Annotated in this window: 1 protein-coding gene and 2 pseudogenes; all 3 read left to right on the forward strand. The window is 67.5% G+C overall.

Features of this window, described 5'->3' with window-relative positions; genetic code table 11:
• Positions 1-502: 502 nt before the first annotated feature.
• Positions 503-733, forward strand: a complete 231-nt coding sequence (locus BN4332_RS04465) for an MbtH family protein (protein WP_066897360.1) — start codon at positions 503-505, stop codon at positions 731-733.
• Positions 636-1,763: pseudogene (locus BN4332_RS35345) on the forward strand (condensation domain-containing protein); the annotation flags it as partial. The gene BN4332_RS04465 and the pseudogene BN4332_RS35345, both read left to right, overlap by 98 nt.
• Positions 1,764-1,889: 126 nt before the next feature.
• Positions 1,890-24,680 (forward strand): annotated as a pseudogene (locus tag BN4332_RS04470) (non-ribosomal peptide synthase/polyketide synthase); the annotation flags it as partial.
• Positions 24,681-24,684: the final 4 nt, after the last annotated feature.

Here is a 24,684-nt window from a genome sequence, read left to right on the forward strand (position 1 = left end):
GGGTGGGGTACGGGGCGAATTCGGCAGAGACGCCACGCGTTGCCCAGGTGCGCCGGTGAGGTTCGCGGTCAGCCGCGCGGGATGAATCGATGAGGGCATCGTCCAGGCGCGCACGATGGCGCCAAGCTGTGCTGGTGCTCAGCATCTGTTGATCGGATGAATTTGTCTTGCCGACGGGCCGTAGCGGCGCCTGCGGTATGGACCAGCTGACCGGGCCCTGGAACAAGTCTCGCAATCAGCAAACTTTTGATCGATTGGTAATGACATCGCAACGCCTGGTGGTGGCTGCATCGGCGAGTGAACTACATGTCGTAAGCCCAGCGTTGGTGGCTAATTCGCCATGTTAACGGTGGCTGTTGCGGTCGGCGACGCGATGGACGTCGTCCACCGGTTGGAGAACAGCAAATATTGACGATTTTCCTAAAACCCGCTGCGTCACCGTCCGTGTGAGCTACGTTTAGAACGTGTTCCATTTGACTCGCCTCGATGGTCGGGAGAACCGGTGAGCATCAATCCATTCGACGACGACAACGGCAGTTTCTTTGTCTTGATCAACGACGAGGAGCAACACAGCTTGTGGCCCGTCTTCGCCGACGTTCCGGTCGGCTGGCGGGTGGTCTTCGGCGAGGCGGACCGTGCCGCCTGTCTGGACTACATCGAGCAACACTGGCCTGACATTCGGCCGAAGAGTCTCCGCGAGAGGTTGGCACAGGGTCAGACTGTTGATCAGTAGGCCACCGACTGGAACGTCTGGAAGTGAGCATGCGCCACTTCCGCTCACCCGGGGCCAACTGGATATTTGGCTGTCCGAGGAGACCGGACTCGCCGGCGCCAAGTGGCAGCTGGGCATGCTTGCGCGGATCGACGGCGTCATCGAGCCCGCCCAGCTCGAACGGGCGATCCGTCACGTCCTGCGTGAAGCCGAGCCGCTCAGAGCAACTTTCACCGAAGTAGATGGCCGGGTCTTCCAAACCGTCGCCGACTACCCGGACGTCGAACTCGTCCGATACGACCTGACGGATTCGCCGGCTCCGGTGCAGGATGTCTATCGGGTAGCGTCATCGATCCGACAAGCACCGATGCCGCTCAGCGGGCCACTGTTCAAGTTCGCGCTGCTGCAGACCCGTGCCGACGAGTTTTACTTTTTTGTGTGCTGCCACCACATCGCGATCGACGGAATCGGGATGGGCCTCGTCTGCCACCGGATTGCCGCTGTTTACACAGCAATCGTCACCGACGCGCCGAATCCACCCGCGATCTTCGGGTCGTTGAAGAGTCTCGTCGATTGCGAGTCAGACTACGAGGCTACCGACGATTACCTCGAGGATCAGGCTTACTGGGCCGAGAACGCTCCGCCGGAGAACGAACCTCGTCATCACCCCGGACCCGGAGTCGCAAACCACGCCCGCGAGTATGAGCCTTCTGCACCGGTCCTGCTGAATCCCTGCGTCGTCGCCGGGGCCCGCGAACTGGCGAAATCCTTGGGGGTGCGCCGTGCGTCGGTGATCACCGCCGCCTATGCGTTGCTGGTACACGCCGAGATCGGGGGAGCCGAGGTCGTACTCGACTTTCCGGTCAGTCGAAGGGTGCGTCCCGAGGCCCTGAAGGTTCCCGGGATGGTGTCCGGCGTGGTGCCGTTGACGGTCAAGACATCACCGTTTGGCACCGTCGCGGGGCTGTGCGCGCACGTAGACGTGCGCATCGAAGAAGCGTTGCGCCATCAGCGATTCCCCCTGCGCGCCATCGAGAACAAGGCGAGATTCCAGGGCACCGGGCAGTCGTCGCCCCGCCCTGCCATCAACTTTCTTCCGACGATCCCAGTTGCGGACTTCGGTGGGGCCCCTGGGTCGGGTACCGCGACCCACACCGGACTGGTGGACCAGTTCGGTGTGGTTTTCCTGAAGAAGGATGACGATCTCCTGCTCAGCACGACGGGCGTAGGACAACTGTTCGCCGACTGCGACGCACGCGACGTGGCGGACCGCTTGGAACGGATTCTGGCCGCGATGACCGCCGACCCGGCTGCGTTGTTGGCGACCATTAGCGTCCGTGGTGAACTCGGTGAACTGGACGAGTGGGGCAACGGGGCTGCTGTGGGCAGCCCGGTGCCGACGCCGGCGCCGATTCCGGAGTTGTTCGCCGAGCAGGTGATCCGTCATCCGGAAGCCGTGGCCGTCAGCTTCGGCGACAGTTCGATTTCCTACCGCGGGCTCGATACCGCGGCGAATCGATTGGCACACTTGCTCGTCGAGCGAGGAGTCGGGCCGGGCCAGCGGGTGGCGTTGGTGTTCTCCCGGTCGGTCGAAGCCGTCGTGGCGATCCTGGGAGTGCTGAAAACCGGTGCGGCCTATGTGCCGATCGATCCGGCGGTGCCCGATGCCCGGTTGGACTTCGTGCTGGAGGACGCCCGACCTGCGGTGGCCGTCACCACCGCAGACCTGGCATATCGGTTGGATGGCCACGGTCTGGCCGTGATCGATGTGCACGACCGCGCCGTCTACGCTCAGCCAAGTACCGCATTACCGGCGGGACCAGGTCCCGACGACATCGCATATTTGATCTATACCTCGGGTACGACGGGTGTGCCCAAGGGCGTGGCGATTCCGCATCGGAACGTGGCGCGGTTGCTGGATTCAATCGATCGCGATGTGGCGTTGTCGGCCGGTCAGGTGTGGACGCAGTGTCATTCGTTGGCGTTCGACTTCTCGGTGTGGGAGATCTTCGGCTCGCTGCTGCACGGTGGCCGGCTGGTGGTGGTGCCCGAAGCCGTGACACGGTCGGCGGACGAGCTGCACGCCCTGTTGGTGGCTGAGCGGGTCAGCGTGTTGAGTCAGACGCCGTCGGCGTTCTACGCGCTGCAAGCCGCGGATGTGGCCCGGCCGGAGAACCGGTTGGCGCTCGAGGTGGTGGTGTTCGGCGGCGAGGCGCTCGAACCATCCCGGCTGCGTCCCTGGGTGGCCGAACATCCGAGGCTGCCGCGGTTGATCAACATGTATGGCATCACCGAGACGACGGTGCATGCCTCGTTCCGTGAGATCACCGGCGCCGATGTGGACAGTGCGGTCAGTCCGATCGGCGTGCCGCTGGCGGATCTGGCGTTCTACGTACTCGACGAGTGGTTACGTCCGGTGCACCCGAATACGGTGGGCGAGTTGTATGTCGCCGGTGCGGGTTTGGCCACCGGGTACCTGGGTCGGGCCGGGTTGAGTGCGTCGCGGTTTGTGGCGTGTCCGTTCGGCGCGTCGGGTCGCCGGATGTATCGGACGGGGGATCTGGTCTGCTGGCGCGCGGATGGTGAGTTGCAGTATCTGGGGCGGGCCGATGAGCAGGTCAAGATCCGTGGGTATCGCATCGAGTTGGGGGAGATCCAGGCGGCGTTGATGGCGCTGGACGGGGTCGAGCAGGCGGTGGTGATCGCCCGTGAGGATCGTCCGGGTGACAAACGCCTGGTGGGCTACCTCACCGGCTCCGCCGATCCATCGGCCGCCCGCACGGCGCTGGCGGACAAACTCCCGTCTTACATGGTGCCCACCGCGGTGGTGGCCATCGCTGAGTTGCCGTTGACGGTCAACGGCAAGCTCGACAAGAAGGCCTTGCCCGCACCGGAATACCAGCACACCGATGACTACCGGGCCCCGGCCACCCCGACCGAAGAGATCCTGGCGGGCATCTATGCCGAGATCCTCGGCCTGGACCGCGTCGGTGTCGATGCGTCGTTTTTCGAGTTGGGCGGCGACAGCATCCTGTCGATGCAAGTGGCTTCACGTGCTCGGGCCGCGGGTCTGACGTGTCGCCCCCGGGACATCTTCGTCCAGCAGACCGTGGCCCGGCTGGCCCAGGTGGCCGGGGCTGCACGGGTCACCGACGAGCCTGCGGACGAGGGACTCGGCCCGGTGGTGGCGACCCCGATCATGCGCTGGCTCAAGGACCTGGAGTCTGCCGGCGGCCCGATCGACGAGTTCAACCAGACGGTCCTGCTGCAGGCACCCGCGGGTGTTACCGAAGCCGACGTCGTAATCCTGTTGCAGGCCCTGTTCGATCGCCACGGCATGCTCCGGTTGCGTGCCGCGGACGACGGAGCCGGCGGTTGGTCTCTGACCGTGCCCGAACCGGGCTCGGTCGACGCCGCCGGGTGTGTGCATTCGGTGGACGTGCTGTCCGACGAGGCGCTGGTGGCGGCGAGGTCAGAGCTGAATCCGGCCGCCGGGGCGATGCTCCGCGCCGTGTGGGTGACGTCGACCAGTCAACTGGTGTTGGTCGCGCACCACCTGGCGGTCGACGGCGTGTCGTGGCGAATCCTCTTGGCAGACATCAACACCGCCTGGGCACAACATGGCGGCGGCCGGCCCGTCACCCTCGTTCCCACCGGCACGTCGTTCGCGCGATGGGCAGACCTCCTGACGAAGGCCGCGCGGAACCCGGACGTGGCGGATCAGGCCGAGATCTGGCGGCACGTGGCGGCACTGCCAAAGGCATTGCCCGCGCCGCAGCCGGATGTCGATACCTACGACGCTGCCGGGCAGCTGACCATGACGTTGGATGCCGAGACCACTCATCAGCTTCTCGGTGAGGTACCGGCCGCGTTCCATGCCGGGACACAAGACATTCTGCTGATCGCGTTCGGGATCGCGCTGGCCGAGTTCACCCGTGGCGGCACGCCCGTCGTCATCGACGTGGAGGGCCACGGACGCCACGAAGAGCTGGGCGGAAGCCCCGGGCTCGACCTGTCACACACGGTGGGCTGGTTCACCACCAAATACCCGGTGTCATTCGACTTCCATCGCGCACATCCGTTGCCCTGGGCGCGAGTGGTGGCCGGCGATGGCGAGATCGGCGCACTCGTGAAAGGCGCCAAGGAACAGCTTCGTGCCCTGCCTGACGGTCTGTCCTACGGCCTGGTGCGCTACCTGAACCCCGATGTGGATCTGTCCGCGCCGGATCCGGTGATCGCATTCAACTATCTGGGCCGGCTCGGAGGCGACGCCGGCCACGCCTCCGATGACACCTGGCGGATCCGCCCCGACGGCCTGTCGCTCACCCGGCGCGCCGGCGCGGTGCCCACCTCTCTCGGCCACAGCGTCGAGCTCAACGCGGCTGCCGTCGACGCCGACGGTGCCGTGCAACTGAACGCCGACTGGACGTGGGCCGTCTCAGTCCTCGATGGCGCGAGTATCGGCCGGCTGGGCCAGCTGTGGTTCGAGGCGTTGACGGGTATCTGTGCGCACGTCCGACGCGGCGGTGGCGGGCTCACGCCGTCGGATATCGCCCCCGCGCAGCTGAGCCAGCAACAGATCGACGACCTCGGCCGACAACACCTGATCGACGACATCTTGCCGCTGACCCCGCTGCAACAGGGGCTGCTGTTCCACGCCGGGACCGCACGGGGTGCCGCCGATGTGTACGCGATGCAGCTCGATATCGCGGTGAGTGGCCCACTCGATCACGAGCGGTTGCGCGAGGCGGTTCAGGCGGTCGTCCACAGGCATCCGCACCTGGCGGCCCGCTTCTGCGAACGGTTCGAACGGCCGGTGCAGGTGGTACCCGCCGATCCCGAGGTGCCGTGGCGGTGTATCACCGTGGCTGCCAACGGCATCGGGGTGGACGAGCAGGTCCAGGACATCTGTGCGGCCGAACGCGCCGCGGTCTGTGACCTCCGCACCGAGCCCGCCTTCCGCGCCTGCATCATCCGCGCGGCCGATGACCGGTACCGGTTCGTGCTGACGGCGCACCACATCGTGCTCGACGGTTGGTCGATGCCGATTCTGCTGCGAGAGATCTTCGCCGGCTTCAGCGGGCATCGGTTGCCGCCGGCCCCGCCGTACCGCAGTTTCCTGAGATGGCTGGCCGACCGCGACCAGCAGGCCGCACATGAGGCGTGGCGCGGGTATCTGGCAGGCTTCGACACTCCCACGTTGGTCGGCCCCGCCGATCGAAACAGTCTGGGAGAGCGCGGTATCGAGACATTCCGGCTATCCGAGGAAACCACCCGGGCACTCGGCGAGCTGGCCCGCACCCACCACAGCACCGCCAACGTGTCGTTGCAGGCTGCCTGGGCGGTGCTGCTCAGCTCACTGACCGGTCAGTACGACGTCGCTTTCGGCGCGACGGTCTCCGGGCGCCCGGCCGAGGTCGACGGCGCCGATTCGATGGTCGGGCTGCTAATCAACACGGTGCCGGTCCGGGTCACCCTGACCCCGGCCACCACGACCGCCGACCTCTTGCACCAGTTGCAAGGCGGCCACAACGACACGCTCGAGCACCAGCACATGGCGCTCAGCGATATTCACCGGATAGTCGGCCATGACCAATTGTTCGACACGCTGCTGGTTTTCGAGAACTACCCGATCGACCGCGCCACGTTGTCGGATGTCGGTGGGGTGGCCGTCACCGAATTCAGCTTCCGCGAATCCAACCATTACCCGTTGGCGGTGCAGGCCCTACCGGGCCGGGAGATGACGCTTCGCGTCGAGTTCGACTCCGAGGGCTTCGATCTCGATACCGTCGACGCGCTGATCGCACGTCTGCAAGCGGTGCTCGCAGCGATGGTCGCGGATCCGCAGCGGCCGTTGTCGTCGATCGATCTGCTCGAGGCGGCTGCGCACGCCCGCCTCGACGAGTGGAGCCACCTGGCGGCGCTGGCCGAACCAGCTACGGCGGAGACGATCCCGGCGTTGTTCGCCCGTCAAGTGGCCGGCACACCAGATGCTCCCGCGGTGACGTGCGAGGGCCGGTCGATGACCTATCGGGAGCTCGATGACGCCGCGACCCGGTTCGCGCACGTGTTGTCGGCACACGGTGCACGCCCGGGCAAGGTTGTGGCGCTGCTCTTCTCCCGTTCCAGTGACGCCATCGTGGCGATTCTCGCCGTGCTGAAAACCGGTGCGGCGTATCTTCCGGTCGACCCGGCGCTACCGATGCCACGCATCGAATTCATGATGTCCGACGCCGCGCCGGTGGTTGCGGTCACCACGGCGGGCCGGCGTTCGCGCCTGGCCGGGTGTGGCGTGCCAGTGCTCGCCATCACTGACTTCGCGTCGTCCGCAGCGGAACCCCGAACGGGCGCGGTCCTGCCGGGTCCCGACCCCGCCGACATCGCCTACATCATCTACACCTCGGGCACCACCGGCGTACCCAAAGGTGTTGCCATTGCGCACCGGAACGTGCCGGGTCTGTTCGGTTCCCTCGATTCCCATGTGTCATCGGGACCGGGGCAGGTCTGGACACAGTGGCACTCGTACAGCTTCGACGTGTCGGTGTGGGAGATCTTCGGCGCGTTGCTGCATGGTGCGCGGCTGGTGGTGGTCCCGGAATCGGTCGCCGCATCGCCCGACCACTTCCGTGAACTCCTGCTGACCGAAGGCGTCACCGTCTTGAGCCAGACACCGTCGGCCGCGGGCATGATCGCGGCCGACGGGCTGGAGTCGGTGGCCCTGGTGGTGGCCGGCGAGGCCTGTCCACCTGAGCTGGTGGACCGCTGGGCGGCCGCTCGGATGATGATCAACGCCTACGGCCCGACCGAGGCCACCGTCTACGCATCGATGAGCGCACCCTTGACCAGCGGGTCGGTCGTGCCGATCGGCGCCCCGGTGGCCGGCGGAGCGTTGTTCGTCCTCGACGCGTGGTTGCGTCCGGTACCTCCTGGGGTCGTCGGCGAGCTGTACATCGCGGGCCGCGGTGTGGGAAGCGGGTATTGGCGCCGATCCGGCCTGACGTCGTCGCGGTTCGTCGCCTGTCCGTTCGGGATTCCGGGCACCCGCATGTACCGCACCGGCGATCTGGTGCGGTGGGGCCTCGACGGTCAGGTGCACTACCTCGGACGCGCCGATGAGCAGGTCAAGATCCGTGGGTACCGGATCGAGCTCGGTGAGGTACAGACCGCACTCGCCGCGATCGACGGAGTGGCCCAGGCTGTCGTGATCACGCGCGAGGACGACCCCGGAGTCAAACGTCTGGTCGGTTACGTCACCGGAACCGCTGACCCGGTTCAGATTCGGATGCAACTGGCCGAGCGACTCCCGAGCTACATGGTGCCGTCGGCGATCGTGGTGATCGATGCGGTGCCGCTCACGGTCAACGGCAAACTCGACCGTCGGGCCTTGCCGGCACCGGATTTCTCCGGATCCGATCGCCATCGCGCCCCCGCCAATCCGGTCGAGGAGATCCTGGCCGACACCTATGCCCGTGTTCTCGGCTTGGACCGGGTGGGCGTCGAGGATTCGTTCTTCGACCTGGGCGGTGACTCGTTGTCCGCGATGCGTCTGATCGCCGCGATCAACTCGTCTCTGGAGGCGGGCATCACGGTGGGCTCGTTGTTCGACGCCCCGACGGTCGCGCAACTGGCGTTGCGGGTCGGCGGGGACGCCGCCCGATTGGAGCCGTTGGTGGCCGTCGAGCGGCCACCGGTGGTGCCGCTGTCGTTCGCCCAGTCACGGCTGTGGTTCCTGGACCAATTGCAAGGGCCGTCACCGGTGTACAACATGACGGCTGCCTTCCGCCTCGCCGGTGCACTGGATGCCGGGGCCTTGGGCTCCGCGTTGGTGGATGTGGTGGCTCGGCACGAGAGCCTGCGCACCCTGTTCGACGCGCCCGCCGGGGTTCCGCGTCAGGTCGTGACGGCCGCCGATCGCGTGGACGTGCCATGGGACGTCGTCGACGCGACCGGTTGGACGCCGGCACAGCTGCGGGCGGGCATCGAGGACACCTCCCGGCACCCCTTCGACCTGGCGACCGAGATTCCCGTGCGGGCCAGGCTGTTCCGGCTGAGCGAGGACGAGCATGTGCTGACGGCGGTGCTGCACCACGTCGCCGCGGACGGCTGGTCGGTCATCCCGCTCGTGACCGATCTGGGTCGGGCTTACGCCAACCGGTGCGCCGGGCACGGGCCCGACTGGGCACCGCTACCGGTGCAATACGCCGATTACACGCTGTGGCAGCGCGCACAGTTCGGCGACCTCGACGACAGCCGGAGCCGGATCGCCACACAGCTGGCCTACTGGCGGGACGCGTTGGCGGGGCTGCCCGAGCGTATCGAGTTGCCCACCGACCGGCCGTTCCCATTGATGGCCGACCAGCGCGGTGCCACCATGACGGTGGACTGGCCGGCCGAGTTGCAACGCCAGGTCGCACGGGTGGCGCGTGAACACAACGCGACCACCTTCATGGTGATTCAAGCGGCGTTGCTGACGCTGCTGTCGAAGCTCAGCGCGAGTTCCGATGTGGCCGTGGGATTTCCGATAGCCGGCCGCCGCGACCCCGCTCTGGATGACCTGGTCGGCTTCTTCGTCAACACGCTGGTGCTGCGGGCCGACCTGGCCGGCGACCCGACCGTCACCGAGGTACTGGCTCAGGTGCGCGCTCGCACTTTGGCCGCGTTCGACAACCAGGATGTGCCATTTGAAGTCCTCGTCGACCAACTGAACCCGGCTCGATCCCTGGCACACCACCCGGTGATCCAGGTGGCACTGGCATGGCAGAACCTCGCCGAGCACGACATCAACGATTCGTCCGCCGGAATGGTCTTGGGCGACGTGCAGGTCAGCCGGATACCCGTCGATACACACACCGCCCGGATGGATCTGAACTTCTCGCTGGCCGAACGCCGAACCCAGAACGGCGAACCCGCCGGCATCGGCGGAACGGTGGAGTTCCGCACCGACGTGTACGACGCCGACACCGTGGCAACCCTGGTCGTTCGGTTACGGCGGGTATTGACGGCCATGACCGATGACCCGGCCGCCCGGTTGTCGTCGATCGATCTGCTCGACGACGACGAGCACGCCCGCCTCGCGGCCCTCGGCAACCGCGTCTCGCTGACCCGCCCGGCGCCCAGACCGATCTCGGTTCCGGCGCTCTTCGCCGAACATGTCTCGCGGACCCCGGAGGCGGTCGCGCTCACGTTCGGTGAACGTACGTGGACCTACCGCGAACTCGACGAGTCCGCGAATCGACTGGCGCACTTGTTGATCGGGCGCGGGGCACGACCGGGAGAGTGCGTCGCGCTGCTGTTCAACCGGTCCGCCGAGGCGATCATCGCCATCCTGGCGATCCTCAAGACCGGTGCGGCATATCTGCCGATCGATCCCGCCGTGCCCGATGCACGGTTGGAGTTCGTGCTGACCGACGCCGGTCCGATTGCCGCGGTCACCACCACCGACCTGGCCGACCGGCTGCGGCGGCGCGGGGTGGCGACCTTCGATATCAACGAGCTCGGGGCCGCTGTGCATCCGCCGGGCGAGTTGCCGACGCCGCACGCCGACGATATCGCCTATCTGATCTACACCTCGGGCACCACCGGGGTGCCCAAAGGCGTTGCCGTCACCCACCACAACGTGACGCAACTACTCGAATCCCTCGATGCCGGGCTGCCCAGGCCCGGGGTATGGCCCCAGTGCCACTCCCTGGCCTTCGACGTCTCGGTCTGGGAGATCTTCGGCGCCCTGCTCCGTGGCGGTCGGGTGGTGGTCGTCCCCGAAGAGGTGACGGTCTCACCGGAGGACTTCCACGCCTTGCTGGTGCGTGAACACGTCGACGTGCTCACCCAAACACCCTCTGCGGTAAGGGCGTTGCCGGCCAATGGACTGGAGTCGGCAGCGTTGGTCGTGGTCGGGGAGGCCTGCTCGCCCGAGGTGGTCGACCAGTGGGCGCCGGGGCGGGTGATGATCAACGCCTACGGGCCCACCGAGACCACGATGTGTGTGGCGATCAGCGCGCCCCTGAAAGCCGGGCAGCCGGGATCGTCCGTTGTCCCGATCGGTTCACCGGTACCCGCGGCCGCACTGTTCGTGCTCGACGAGTGGTTGCGCCCGGTGCCGGCCGGCGTCATCGGCGAACTGTATGTGGCGGGTGCCGGTTTGGCATACGGCTATGTCGGTCGCACCGGGTTGACCGCATCACGATTCGTGGCGTGCCCGTTCGGTGGTGCGGGGATGCCCGCGACACGGATGTACCGGACCGGCGATCTGGTGTGCTGGCGGCCGGACGGGCAGTTGCAGTATCTGGGCCGGGCCGATGAACAGGTCAAGATCCGCGGATATCGCATCGAACTCGGTGAGATCCAGGCCGCTCTGGCCGGCCTCGACGGCGTGGAGCAAGCGGTGGTGATCGCGCGCGAGGACCGACCCGGTGACAAGCGGCTCGTCGGGTACATCACCGGTGACGCCGATCCGGCCGGCATCCGTGCCGACCTCACCGACCGGCTGCCCGCCTACATGGTGCCGGTCGCGGTCGTGGCGCTCGATGCGCTGCCCCTGACGGTGAACGGAAAGCTCGACACCCGAGCGCTTCCCGCCCCCGATTACGGCTCGGGCGACGACTACCGGGCACCGGCCGACGCCGTCGAAGCGGTCCTGTCCGACATCTACGCCCAGGTTCTCGGGCTGGAGCGGGTCGGTGTCGAGGACTCGTTCTTCGACCTGGGCGGTGACAGCATTCTGTCGATGCAGGTGGTGGCCCGGGCCCGGGCTGCGGGTCTGGTGTGCCGCCCGCGCGATGTGTTCGTCGAGCAGACGGTGGCGAGGTTGGCCCGGCTGGTTCAGGTAGCCGGGGCGTCCGGTGGTTCGCGAGGCCCGATCGACGAAGGCGTCGGGCCGCTTGCGGCCACTCCGATCATTCGGTGGCTCAACGGCATCCAACGCAACGGCCCGGTCGATGAATTCAACCAGACGCTGGTGGTGCAGGCTCCCGGCGGCGCCGATCTGGCGGACGTGGTGACATTGTTACAGGCGTTGATCGATCGGCACGGCATGCTCCGGTTGCGGGCCGTACCCGACGATGCCGGGAGCTGGTCGCTGACGGTTCCCGAGCCTGGTTCGGTCGACGTGCGTGGGTACGTGCGATCGGTGCCGGCGCTGACGGACGAGGCGTTGGTGGCGGCGCGGTCGCGGTTGAATCCGGCTGCCGGCGCGATGGTGAGCGCGCTGTGGGTGACGGACACCAGCCAGTTGGTGTTGATTGTGCATCACCTGGCCGTCGACGGGGTCTCGTGGCGAATCATCTTGGAAGACCTCAACATCGCCTGGACGCAACATCGCAATGGGCATCCGGTGGCCTTGCCGCCGACGGGTACGTCGTTCGCGAGGTGGGCCGAGCTGCTGCGCGCGCATGCCGAACACCCGGACGTGGTCGCCCAGGCCGACGCCTGGCGACGGTTGACGTCCGTTCCCGCGGTATTGCCTGCAGGGCGACCGGACGTGGATACCTACGAGACCGCCGGCCAGATGCGAATGTCGTTGGACCCCGAAACCACTGGCCTGTTGCTGGGTGAGGTGCCGGCGGCGTTCCATGCCGGTGTGCAGGATGTGCTGTTGATCGCGTTCGGGCTGGCGGTGGCCGAGTTCGGGCATGCGGCAGCCATCGACGCGGCGCCGGTCGCCATCGATGTCGAGGGGCACGGTCGTGTCGACGTTCTGGGTGGATCTCCCGAACCGGATATCGATCTGTCGCGCACCGTTGGGTGGTTCACCGCCAAGTATCCGGTGGCATTGAACTTCGGGGATCTGGCCGGCGGGCTGTCCTGGTCTCAGGTGGTCACCGGCGATGCGGCGCTGGGTGCCGCGGTCAAAGTCGCCAAGGAGCAGCTCCGCTCACTGCCCGCGCCGTTGACCTATGGGCTGCTGCGTTATCTCAACACCGATGTCGACCTCGACGGCGCCGAGCCGACGATCGGCTTCAACTACCTGGGCCGTCTCGGCGGGTCGACCGAACCGACCGACGACATGTGGCGGCTGTCCGCGGATGGCCTGGCCGAAACGGGCTCCGTCGCGGCGATACCGATGCCGTTGACCCACACCATCGCGCTCGACGCGGGCACCGTCGACACCGGGAACGGCCCGCAGTTGCAGGCGAACTGGACGTGGGCCCGGTCAGCGGTCGATGAGGCACAGGTCAACCGGCTCAGCAGATTGTGGTCGGAAGCCCTGTCCGGCATCTGCGCACACGTTCGGACCGGCGGGGGCGGCCTCACGCCGTCTGACATCGCGCCTGCCCGTCTCGGCCAGCACGAGATCGACGAGCTGTCGAAGCAGTACCGGATCGCAGACATCCTGCCGCTGACCGCGTTACAGCAGGGGCTCATCTTCCACAGCAGTAGCGCCGAGGGGCCCGACGACGACCTGTACGTGGTGCAGTTGGACATCACCGTCGCGGGCGCGCTCAACGAGCACCGCCTGCGGGACGCCGTCCAGGCGGTGGCCAAGCGGCATCCTCAGCTCGCGGCCAGATTCTGCGAACAGTTCGACGAGCCGGTACAGATCATCCCGGCCGATCCCGTCGCGGGCTGGCGGTATGTCGAATTGGTCACGGCCGCAACCGAGGAGCAGGTCCGGCAGATCTGCGCCGAGGAACGCGCGGCGGTGTGCGATCTGGCTCACCCGCCGGCATTCCGGGTGGCGGTGATCCGCACCGCACACCATCGCCACCGGGTGGTGCTCACCAATCATCACATCGTGCTCGACGGCTGGTCGCTGCCCATCTTGCTGCAGGAGATCTTCACCATCTACCACGGTCAGCGGCTGCCTGCGGCCACGCCGTATCGCAGCTTCATCAGCTGGCTGGCCGAGCGCGACGTCGACGCCGCCCATGCCGCCTGGCGAGAAGTGCTGAGTGGCTTCGACACTCCGACGCTCGTCGGCCCGTCGCAGAAGTCTGAGCTGGGGATGCGCGGGGTACGGGCCCACCGGCTGTCCGCATCCACCACCCGGGCGCTCAACGACCTGGCCCGTTCACACCGCACCACGGTCAACATCGTGCTGCAGGGTGCTTGGGCGCTGCTGCTGAATTCATTGACTGGCCAGCGTGACATCGCCTTCGGCACCGTGGTGTCCGGGCGGCCGGCCGAGGTGATCGGCGCGGAGTTGATGGTGGGCCTGCTGATCAACACGGTGCCGGTGCGTGCGGACATCTCCGCGACCACCACCACGACCGATCTGCTCGAGCACCTGCAACACGCGCACACCAAGACCCTTGAGCACCAGCATCTCTCGCTCAGTGAGATTCACCGCATCACAGGCCAGGACCGGCTGTTCGACACGCTGTTCGTGTTCGAGAACTACCCGGTGGACACCGGTGCGCTGTCCAGCGCCGGGGACGGCCTGCAGGTCCTCGAATTCACCAGTCACGAGTCCACCGACTATCCGCTGACGATGCAAGCCATTCCCGGCGACGAGCTCCGGCTGCGGATCGAGTACGACACCGCCGTGTTCGACACCGCCGCGATCGACGTCCTCACCGAGCGGATCGAGGCCGTACTGCAGGCGATGACCGCTGACCCCGGGCGCCCGGTATCGGCAGTGAATCTTCTCGACGAGGCCGAGCGCGCGCGTTTGGCCCAGTGGGGCAATCAGGCCGTGCTGTCCCACCTGGCGCAACCGGGATCGGTGCCCGAGTTGTTCACCGCGCAGATGGAACGCACGCCCGAGGCGGTGGCGCTGGTCTGCGGGGACCAGTCGATGACGTACCGGGAACTCGACGAATCGGCGAATCGGTTGGCGCACTGGCTGGTCGGCCATGGCGTCGGCCCGGGCGAGCGCGTCGCGCTGATGTTCCCCCGATCGGCCGAGGCGATCGTGGCGATCCTGGCGGTGCTCAAGAGCGGTGCGGCGTACCTGCCGATCGATCCGGCGCTGCCCGAGGCGCGGGTCGAGTTCATGCTGACCGACGCCGCCCCGATCGCCGCGGTCACCACCGCCGCATTCGCTGACCGGTTCAACGGTCATGGCCTGACGATCGTCGATGTACAGAACCCAGCCATCCGCACCGCCCCCGGCACACCGTTGGCGCTGCCGGCACCCGACGACATGGCCCACATCATCTACACCTCGGGCACCACCGGGCAGCCCAAAGGGGTGGCGGTCACCCAGCGCAACGTCGCCCAGTTGTTCGACTCGCTGCAGATCGGGGTACCGCTCGAGCCGGGACAGGTGTGGACCCAGTTCCACTCGTACGCATTCGATTTCTCGGTGTGGGAGATCTGGGGCGCACTGCTGCACGGCGGACGGCTTGTGGTGGTGCCGGATACGGTGACCCGCGCCCCCGAGGACTTCCACGACCTCGTGGTGCGCGAAGGGGTGACCGTGCTGACCCAGACCCCGTCGGCGGTCGGGGTGCTGCCCGTCGAGGGTCTGGACGGAACGGCGTTGGTGATCGGTGCGGAGCCCTGTCCGCCGGAACTGGTGGATCGCTGGGCGCCGGGACGGGTGATGGTCAACGTCTACGGCCCGACCGAGACCACGATGTGGTTGTGTGCCAGTGCGCCGCTAGAAGGCGGGCACGCCGGTCCGCCGCCGATCGGTGCGCCCACGGCGTGGGCCGCGTTCTTCGTGCTCGACGAATGGCTGCGCCCGGTACCCGCCGGGGTGGTCGGCGAGCTGTACCTGGCCGGGGCCGGCGTCGGCGTGGGCTACTGGCGCCGTTCGGGTTTGACCGCGTCGCGGTTCATGGCCTGTCCGTTCGGGGAACCCGGTGCTCGCATGTACCGCACCGGTGATCTCGTGCGGTGGCGAGCCGACGGCCAGCTCGACTACTTCGGCCGTGCCGACGAACAGGTGAAGATCCGCGGGTACCGTATCGAGCTCGGCGAGATCCAATCGGCGCTCACCGCGCTGGACGGCGTGGATCAAGCGGCGGTCATCGCGCGCGAGGACCAGCCGGGCGACAAACGCCTGGTGGGTTACATCACCGGGACGGCCGATCCGGTGGAAGCACGTGGCGAACTGGCGGAACGGCTGCCGGGCTACATGGTGCCCGCTTCGATTGTGGCCCTGGCGGCGCTGCCGGTGACGGTCAACGGCAAGCTCGACGTGCGGGCGCTTCCGCCACCGGACTACCGGGATGTCGACCACTACCGCGCGCCTGCCAGTCCCGAAGAGCAGATCTTGGCCGGAATCTACGCCCAGGTGCTGGGTGTGGAGCGCGTCGGCGCCGACGATTCCTTCTTCGATCTGGGCGGGGACTCCGTTTCGACCATGCGTCTCGTGTCGGCGATCAATGCCGCCCTGGACACCGAACTTTCGGTTCGCGTGGTGTTCGAAGCACCGACAGTCGCCCAGCTGGCGCTGTGTGTCACCGAACGGGCCGGACGGCTGGAGCCGCTGGTCGCCGGCGAGCGGCCCGCGGTGATACCGCTGTCGTTCGCGCAGAACCGGCTGTGGTTCGTCGACCAGCTGCAGGGGCCGTCCCCGGTGTACAACATGCCGGTCGGTCTGCGTCTGCACGGCCGGGTCGATGCCGACGCGTTGGGTGCGGCGTTCGGTGATGTCGTGGCCCGCCATGAGAGCCTGCGGACCCGGTTCGACGCGCCAGACGGAACACCTTGCCAGGTGGTGCTGCCCGTCGATCGCGCCGAGTTCGGGTGGGATGTGGTCGACGCCACCGGCTGGGCGCCCAGCGCACTGGACGAGGCAATCGATGCAGCGGTCCGGTACAGGTTCGACCTCGCCAACGAAATTCCCCTGCGCGCCAAGCTGTTCCGGGTCGAAGAGAACGAACACGTCCTGGTGGCCGTGGTGCACCACATCGCGGCCGACGGCTGGTCACTGGCCCCGCTGGTGCGCGATCTGAGCACGGCCTACGCCAGCCGGTGTGCGGGACGGGAGCCCGACTGGACCCCGCTGGCTGTGCAGTACGTCGACTACACGCTGTGGCAGCGCGGGCAGTTGGGTGACCTCGACGACGAGAGCAGCCCGATCGCCGCGCAGTTGGCGTATTGGGAAGACGCACTCGCCGGCCTTCCGGAACGCCTGGCGTTGCCCACCGATCGGCCCTACCCGCAGGTCGCCGATCAACGCGGCGCCACGGTAGAGGTGCACTGGCCGGCCGAGTTGCAGCAGCGTGTGGGCGCGGTGGCCGGTGAGCACAGCGCGACGAGCTTCATGGTGATGCAGGCCGCGCTCGCGGTGGTGTTGTCCAAGCTGAGCTCGAGTACCGATGTGGCCGTGGGATTCCCGATCGCCGGGAGGGGTAACCCGCTCCTCGACGAGCTGGTGGGATTCTTCGTCAACAACTTGGTGCTGCGGGTGGATCTGGCCGGCGATCCCACCGTCAGGGAATTGCTGGCCCAGGTCCGTACCCGTACCCTGGCCGCCTTCGACCACCAGGACGTGCCGTTCGAAGTTCTGGTGGAGCGGCTGAATCCCACCCGGAATCTGACCCATCACCCGCTGGTTCAGGTGGCCCTGGCGTGGCAGAACCTGCCCTGGCAGGACACCGGCCCGGCAGGCGGGCTCACGCTGGGTGACCTCGATTTCACGCCGTTGCCGGTCGAAACCAAGTCTGCCCGCATGGATCTGACCTTTTCCCTCGGTGAACGCTGGACCTCGCAAGGTGAGCCCGACGGAATCGGCGGGGCAGTGGAGTTCCGCACCGACGTGTACGACACCGCCAGCATCGAAACCTTGATCGCGCGGTGGCAGCGCGTCCTGACGGCGATGACGGCCGACACGAGCCTGCGGCTGTCGGCCATCGATCTGCTCGACGAGGCTGAACACGCCCGGCTGGATGCGTGGGGCAATCGGGCGGTACTCGAGACCGCAAAAGCCGCCACAGCAACGGCTTCCCTGACGATTCCGCAACTGTTCGCTGGTCAGGTGGCCCACACGCCCGAGGCGGTGGCGATCAGCTTCAACGGTCGACATATGTCCTACCGGGAGGTCGACGCGGCCGCCGATCGGCTGGCCCGCACCCTGGCCGCCAACGGTGTGGGTCCGGGATCCGGTGTGGCATTGCTGGCGGAACGCTCCGTGGAGGCGGTCGTTTCCATGCTGGCCGTACTCAAGGCCGGGGCGGCATACCTGCCGATCGACCCGGTATTGCCCGATGCGCGCATCGAATTCATGCTCGCCGACGCCGCGCCGACCGCCGCTATCGTCACCAGCGGCCTGGCCGATCGGCTGGCCGGCTGCGACCTGCGGGTGATCGACACCAGTGACATCGCAGCCGAGGCGGACCCGCATCCCGGCGCGGGCAGGCTGCCTGCCCCGGGACCGGACGATATCGCCTACGTCATCTACACCTCGGGAACCACCGGCGTTCCCAAGGGCGTGGCGATCACCCATCGCAATGTCACCGAGCTACTGGGGTCGCCCGACACCTTCCTGGCCGGGCAGACGTGGACGCAGTGGCACTCGTACGCCTTCGACGCCTCGGTCGAGGAGATCTGGGGCGCCTTGTTGCATGGCGGGCGGCTGGTCATCGTTCCGGAATCGGTGGCCCGCTCGCCAGAAGACCTGCAAACCTTGCTGATTGCCGAACAGGTCACCGTCTTGAGTCAGACGCCCTCTGCGGCGGCACTGCTGTCGCCGGACCGTTTGGGCCCGGTCTCGTTGTTGGTGGCCGGTGAGGCCTGTCCGGCCGAGGTGGTGGATCGCTGGGCCCCGGGCCGCACGATGGTGAACGCCTACGGACCGACCGAGACGACGATATGTGCCTCCAGGACAGCACCGCTGGCGCCCGAGACCGGAGCGCCGTCGATCGGAACGCCGGTGCCGGGTGCGGCGCTGTTCGTGCTCGACGCTTCGCTGCGCCGGGTGCCGCCCGGCGTGGTCGGAGAGCTCTACGTGGCAGGCCGCGGTGTGGCCGTCGGCTATCTGGGCCGGGCGGAACTGACCGGAACTCGTTTTGTGGCTTGCCCGTTCGGTGGCCCTGACTCGGCCGGACAACGGATGTACCGCACCGGCGACCTGGTGTGCTGGGATGCCGACGGGCAGCTGCGCTACGTCGGCCGGGCCGACGAACAGGTCAAGATCCGCGGGTACCGCATCGAACCCGGTGAGATTCAGGCGGTCTTGGCCGGGCTGGACGGCGTGGACCAGGCAGCCGTGATCGCTCGTGCCGACCGCCCCGGCGACACGCGGCTGGTGGGTTATGTGACCGGAACGGCGGATCCCGCCAAGCTGCGCACCCAGCTTGCCGAGCAGCTCCCGGCCTACCTGGTTCCGGCCGCGATCGTCACCTTGGCGACGTTGCCGTTGACTCCCAACGGCAAATTGAACACCCGCGCCCTGCCGGCACCCGAGTACCAGGACATCGACAACTACCGCGCTCCGGGAACGCTCACCGAGGAGATCCTGGCCGGGATCTACGCCGACGTGCTGGGTGTGGAGCGGGTCGGCGTCGACGATTCATTCTTCGACCTGGGTGGAGACTCACTGTCGGCGATGCGTTTGGTGGCCGCGGTCAACACCGCGATGGATGCCGGCCTTGCGGTGCGCATCTTGTTCGAGGCACCCACCGTGGCGCAACTGGCACCCCGGCTGGGTGGGGAAGAGGCGCGGCTGGATCCGCTGGTGGCCGGTGAGCGGCCGGCGGTGGTCCCGCTGTCATTCGCACAGTCCCGGCTGTGGTTCCTCGACCAACTGCAGGGCCCGTCACCCGTTTACAACATGGCGACCGCGCTGCGGATCCGTGGAAAGCTCGACGTCGACGCGCTCGGTGCCGCGCTGAGTGATGTGGTGGCTCGTCACGAAACCCTGCGTACCGTGTTCCCGGCCGCGGACGGAATTCCGCGGCAGTCGGTCGTGGACGCGGAGTCCGCGCGATTCGGTTGGGACGTCGTCGATGCCGGTGGCTGGACGGCAGAGCGATTGCACGAGGCGATCGGCGCGGCCGCGCGTCACACATTTGACCTGTCTCGTGAAATTCCGCTGCGCGCAAAACTTTTCCGAGTCTCGGAGGAAGACCATGTGCTGGCGGCGGTGGTGCACCACATCGCCGCGGACGCGTGGTCACTCACCCCGCTGATGGCCGATCTGAGCGTGGCCTACGCCGGCCGCTGCGCCGGGCACGCCCCGGCCTGGACCGATCTGGCCGTCCAGTACGTCGATTACACGCTGTGGCAGCGCGCACAGTTCGGTGACTTCGACGACGATCGGAGCCGTATTGCCACCCAGCTGGCCTACTGGCAGGAGGCGCTGGCCGGCATGCCCGAACGGCTGGCGCTGCCGACCGACCGGCCCTACCCGCCGGCCGCAGACCAGCGTGGCGCTCTCGTCTCGCTCGACTGGCCCGCCGAACTCCACCAGCAGATCGGCCGGGTCGCACGCGAACACAACGCGACCAGCTTCATGGTGATACAGGCGGCATTGCTGACCCTGTTGTCGAGGCTCAGTGGAAGTTCCGACGTGGCAGTGGGTTTCCCCATCGCCGGTCGTCGTGATCCCGCCCTCGACGAGTTGATCGGGTTCTTCGTCAACACATTGGTGCTGCGGGCCGATCTGAGCGGGGACCCGACGGTCGCGGAGTTGTTGGCGCAGGTGCGGCTGCGCAGTCTGGCCGCCTACGACCACCAGGATGTGCCGTTCGAAGTGCTCGTCGACCGGCTCAACCCCACCCGCTCGCTGACCCACCACCCCCTCGTGCAGGTGGCGCTGGGATGGCAGAACGTTCCGGGCCAGTCCGGTGACGGCCTGGCCCTGGGCGATCTGGTGGTCGATCAGATGCCCGCGGACACGCACACCGCACGCATGGACCTGAGTTTCTCCCTGGCGGAACGGCGGACGCCGGCGGGCGAGCCCGCCGGAATCACCGGGTCGGTGGAGTTCCGCACCGACGTGTTCGACACCGCGACCATCGAAACGATGATCAAGCGGTTCGAACTGGTGTTGTCGGCGATGACCGCCGATACCGACCGGCCGCTGTCCTCGATCGATCTGCTCGATCCCGACGAACACGACCGCCTGGAGGCCATGGGCAACCGGACCGTGCTGAACGGCCCCGTCGCGCCGGCGGTGTCGGTGCCGGAGTTGTTTGCGGCTCAGGTCGACCGTTGTCCCGGGGCGGTCGCGGTGACCTCGGGCGGTCGCTCCTTGACCTACCTGGAACTGGATGCGGACGCGAACCGGTTGGCGCACCGGCTCATCGAGCAGGGCGCCGGGCCGGGGTGCTGTGTGGCACTGCTGATGGAACGTTCGGCGGACGCCATCGTCGCGATGCTGGCCACGCTCAAGGCGGGGGCGGCATATCTGGCGATCGATCCCGCGCTTCCCGCTGCCCGCATCGCCTTCATGCTCACCGACGCCGCGCCGGTTGTCGCTGTCACCACCGCCGGCCTGGCCGACCGGCTGGGCGGACATCGCATACCGGTGATCACCTTCGACGATTCGGCCATCGACCAGCAACCCAACACCGCGCCTGCACCACCGGCGCCCGAAGACATCGCCTACCTGATCTACACCTCGGGAACCACCGGTCTCCCCAAGGGCGTGGCCGTCACCCACCACAACCTCGGCCACCTGGCACGATCCACGCCCCCGCACCTGCCGGCCGACCAGGTGTGGACCCAATGCCATTCGTACGCATTCGATTTCTCGGTCTGGGAGATCTGGGCCGCCCTGCTCGGTGGTGCGCGCATGGTGGTGGTGCCCGAGTCGATCGTGAGCTCACCCGACGAGTTCCACGCTCTGCTGGTCAGCGAGCAGGTGAACGTGCTGACCCAGACCCCGTCGGCCGCGGGCGCCCTGTCTCCGCGAGGGCTGGATTCGGTTGCGTTGCTGCTCGGCGGGGAGGCCTGTCCGGCTGAGGTGGTCGACCGCTGGGCACCGGGCCGGGTGATGATCAACGCGTACGGCCCCACCGAGATCACGGTGTACGCGTCGATGAGTGCGCCGCTAGAAGATGGATCCGGCGCCGCGCCCATCGGTGCGCCGGTGCCGACCTCGGCGCTGTTCGTCCTCGACGAATGGTTGCGCCCGGTACCACCGGGAGTCGTCGGTGAACTCTATGTCGCCGGGGACGGCGTGACGTGCGGGTATCTGGGCCGGTCAGGTTTGACCGCAACACGATTCGTACCGTGTCCGTTCGTCGACGCCGGTGGGGGAGCCCGCATGTATCGGACCGGTGACCTCGTGAGTTGGCGTCCCGACGGACAGCTGCAGTATCTGGGTCGCGCCGACGATCAGGTCAAGATCCGTGGCTATCGCATCGAACTCGGCGAAGTCCAGGCCGCGCTGGGCGGGCTGGACGGTGTGGGTCAGGCCGTCGTGATCGCCCGCGAGGACCACCCGGGCGTGACCCGACTGGTCGGCTACGTGACCGAAGTGGCGCCCGGGTCGGTGGACCCCGCCGGGACGCGAAATGCGTTGGCCGACCGGCTGCCTCCGTACATGGTCCCCGCCGCCGTAGTCGTCCTGGAAGCGCTGCCGTTGACGGTCAACGGCAAGCTCGACACCCGCGCCCTGCCGGAACCGGACTATCAGGACGCCGACCGGTACCGGGCTCCCCAGACGGCCGTAGAGGAGATCCTCGCGGGCATCTACGCCCAGGTTCTCGGTCTCGAACGGGTCGGGGTCGACGAGTCATTCTTCGACCTGGGTGGCGACAGCATCCTGTCCATGCAGGTTGTGGCCCAGGCCAGGGCACATGGCGTGCTGTGCCGGCCCCGCGACATCTTCGTCGAGCAGACCGTGGCCCGGCTGGCCCACGTGGTCGACGTCTTCGACGAGGACGCCGGTCCGGTCGACGACGGTGTCGGGCCGGTGACCGGGACGCCGATCATGCGGTGGTTGGAAGAGGTGGGCCGGGCAGGCGGTCCGGTCGATCAGTTCAACCAGACGGTGGTGGTGCAGGCCCCGCCGGGTGCCGGCGAGTCGGACGTCGCACCCGTTCTGAATGCGCTGCTGGACCGGCACGCGATGCTGCGTCTGCGGATCGACGAGAGCGACAGCGGCACCTGGTCATTCGAGGTATCCGAGAAGGGTTCGGTGCGTGCGCATCTGGAGAGTGTGGACGCCCTGTCCGACGAGGTACTGGTAGCGGCCCGGTCGAGGCTGAACCCGACGGCGGGCGAGATGGTCAGCGCGCTGTGGGTGGTATCCACCGGCCAGCTGGTGCTGACGGTTCACCACCTGGCGATCGACGCGGTGTCGTGGCGAATCCTGCTCGAAGACCTCAACATCGCCTGGGCCCAACACAGTCAGGGCCAGCCGGTCGTATTGCCCGTCGGCGGAACCTCATTCGCGCAGTGGACGACGCTGCTCGGTGAGCACGCACGGTCGGCGGCGGTGGTGGACCGGGCCGATACCTGGCGACAGGTGTTGGCGACTCCGTCGGCGCTGCCTGCGGTCCGGTCAGAACTCGACACTTACAAAACCGCGGGACATCTCACCGCATCGTTGGATGTCGAGACCACCCGTGTGCTGCTCGGTGAGGTGCCCGCGGCGTTCCACGCCGGAGTACAGGACATCCTGCTGGTCGCCTACGGCCTGGCGCTGACCGAATTCCTCGGGGTGACGTTACCGGTCGCCATCGACGTCGAGGGCCACGGCCGCAGCGAAGACCTGGGCGGAAGCGCCGACCGAACCATCGACCTGTCCCGCACCGTCGGCTGGTTCACCACCAAGTACCCGGTGGCCCTGAGCACGGCCGGCGACCGGGGCCGGCTCCCGTGGTCCGCGGTGGTGGCCGGTGATCCGGCACTGGGCCGAATCATCAAGGACGCCAAGGAACAACTACGAGCCCTGCCCGACGGATTGACCTACGGGCTCCTGCGGTACCTCAACCCCGATATCGACCTGGCTGGGGCCGACCCGACGGTCGGTTTCAATTATCTCGGCAGGATGGGTTCGCCCGGTCCGGCCCAGCCGCAGGTGGTCGCGGGCCTGTGGCGGCCCAGTGGTGACGGGGCGGCGGTCGCCGCCGTCGCCTCCGCCGTACCCATGCCGCTGGGCCACGCGGTCGAACTCAACGCGAGCACCGCCGAAACTGATGCCGGCCCAAGCCTTCACGCCTCGTGGACGTGGGCTCGCTCGGCTCTGGACGAGAAACAGGTCAGTCGGTTGGGCCGACTCTGGTTCGAAGCACTGGCCGGAATCTGCGCGTACGTGAACGCCGGTGGCGGAGGCCTGACCCCGTCGGACATCGCGCCGGCCCGGCTCACCCAGCCGGAGATCGATGAGCTGACCGCGCATCACCGGGTCGCGGACATCCTGCCACTGACGCCTTTGCAGCGTGGACTTCTGTTCCAGGCCAACGCGACGACCGGCAACGACGATGACCTCTACGCCATGCAACTCGACGTCACCATCACCGGCCCCCTCGATCCGCAGCGGTTGCGTGAGGCAGTGCGCGTGGTGGTCAGCCGGCACCCCAACCTGGCTGCCCGGTTCGACAAGCGCTTCGACGAACCGGTTCAGATCATCCCGGCCGAATCCACGTTGCCGTGGCAGTACCTCGACATGGCCACGGGCACGGTCACCCTCGATGAGCAGATGGCACAGGTGTGCGCGGCCGAACGCGCGTCGGTGTGCGATCTGGCGCACCAGCCGGCATTCCGCAGTGCCTTGATCAAGACCGGGGACACCGAACACCGGTTCGTCATGACCTACCACCACATCGTGCTCGATGGTTGGTCACTGCCGATCCTGCTGCGGGAGATATTCGCCGGCTATTACGGGCAACGCCTTCCCGCTGCCGCGCCCTATCGCAACTTCGTGGCTTGGATGGCCGATCGGGATGTCGAGGCGGCCCACGCCGCCTGGCGGGAGGTCCTCGCCGACCTCGCCACGCCGACGCTGGTCGCGCCGGGCCGGACAGCCGCGGGACGGCGTGCCACCGAATCGTTCCGGCTGCCCGCCGAGACGACCCGGGCCGTGAGCGAACTCGCACGCGCACAACACACCACCGCCAACACGGTGTTGCAGGCCGCGTGGGCCCAGGTGCTGATGTGGCTCACCGGTCAGCACGATGTCACGTTCGNTC

Source organism: Mycolicibacterium houstonense (assembly GCF_900078665.2).
In the GTDB taxonomy this organism is placed as follows: Bacteria; Actinomycetota; Actinomycetes; order Mycobacteriales; family Mycobacteriaceae; genus Mycobacterium; species Mycobacterium houstonense.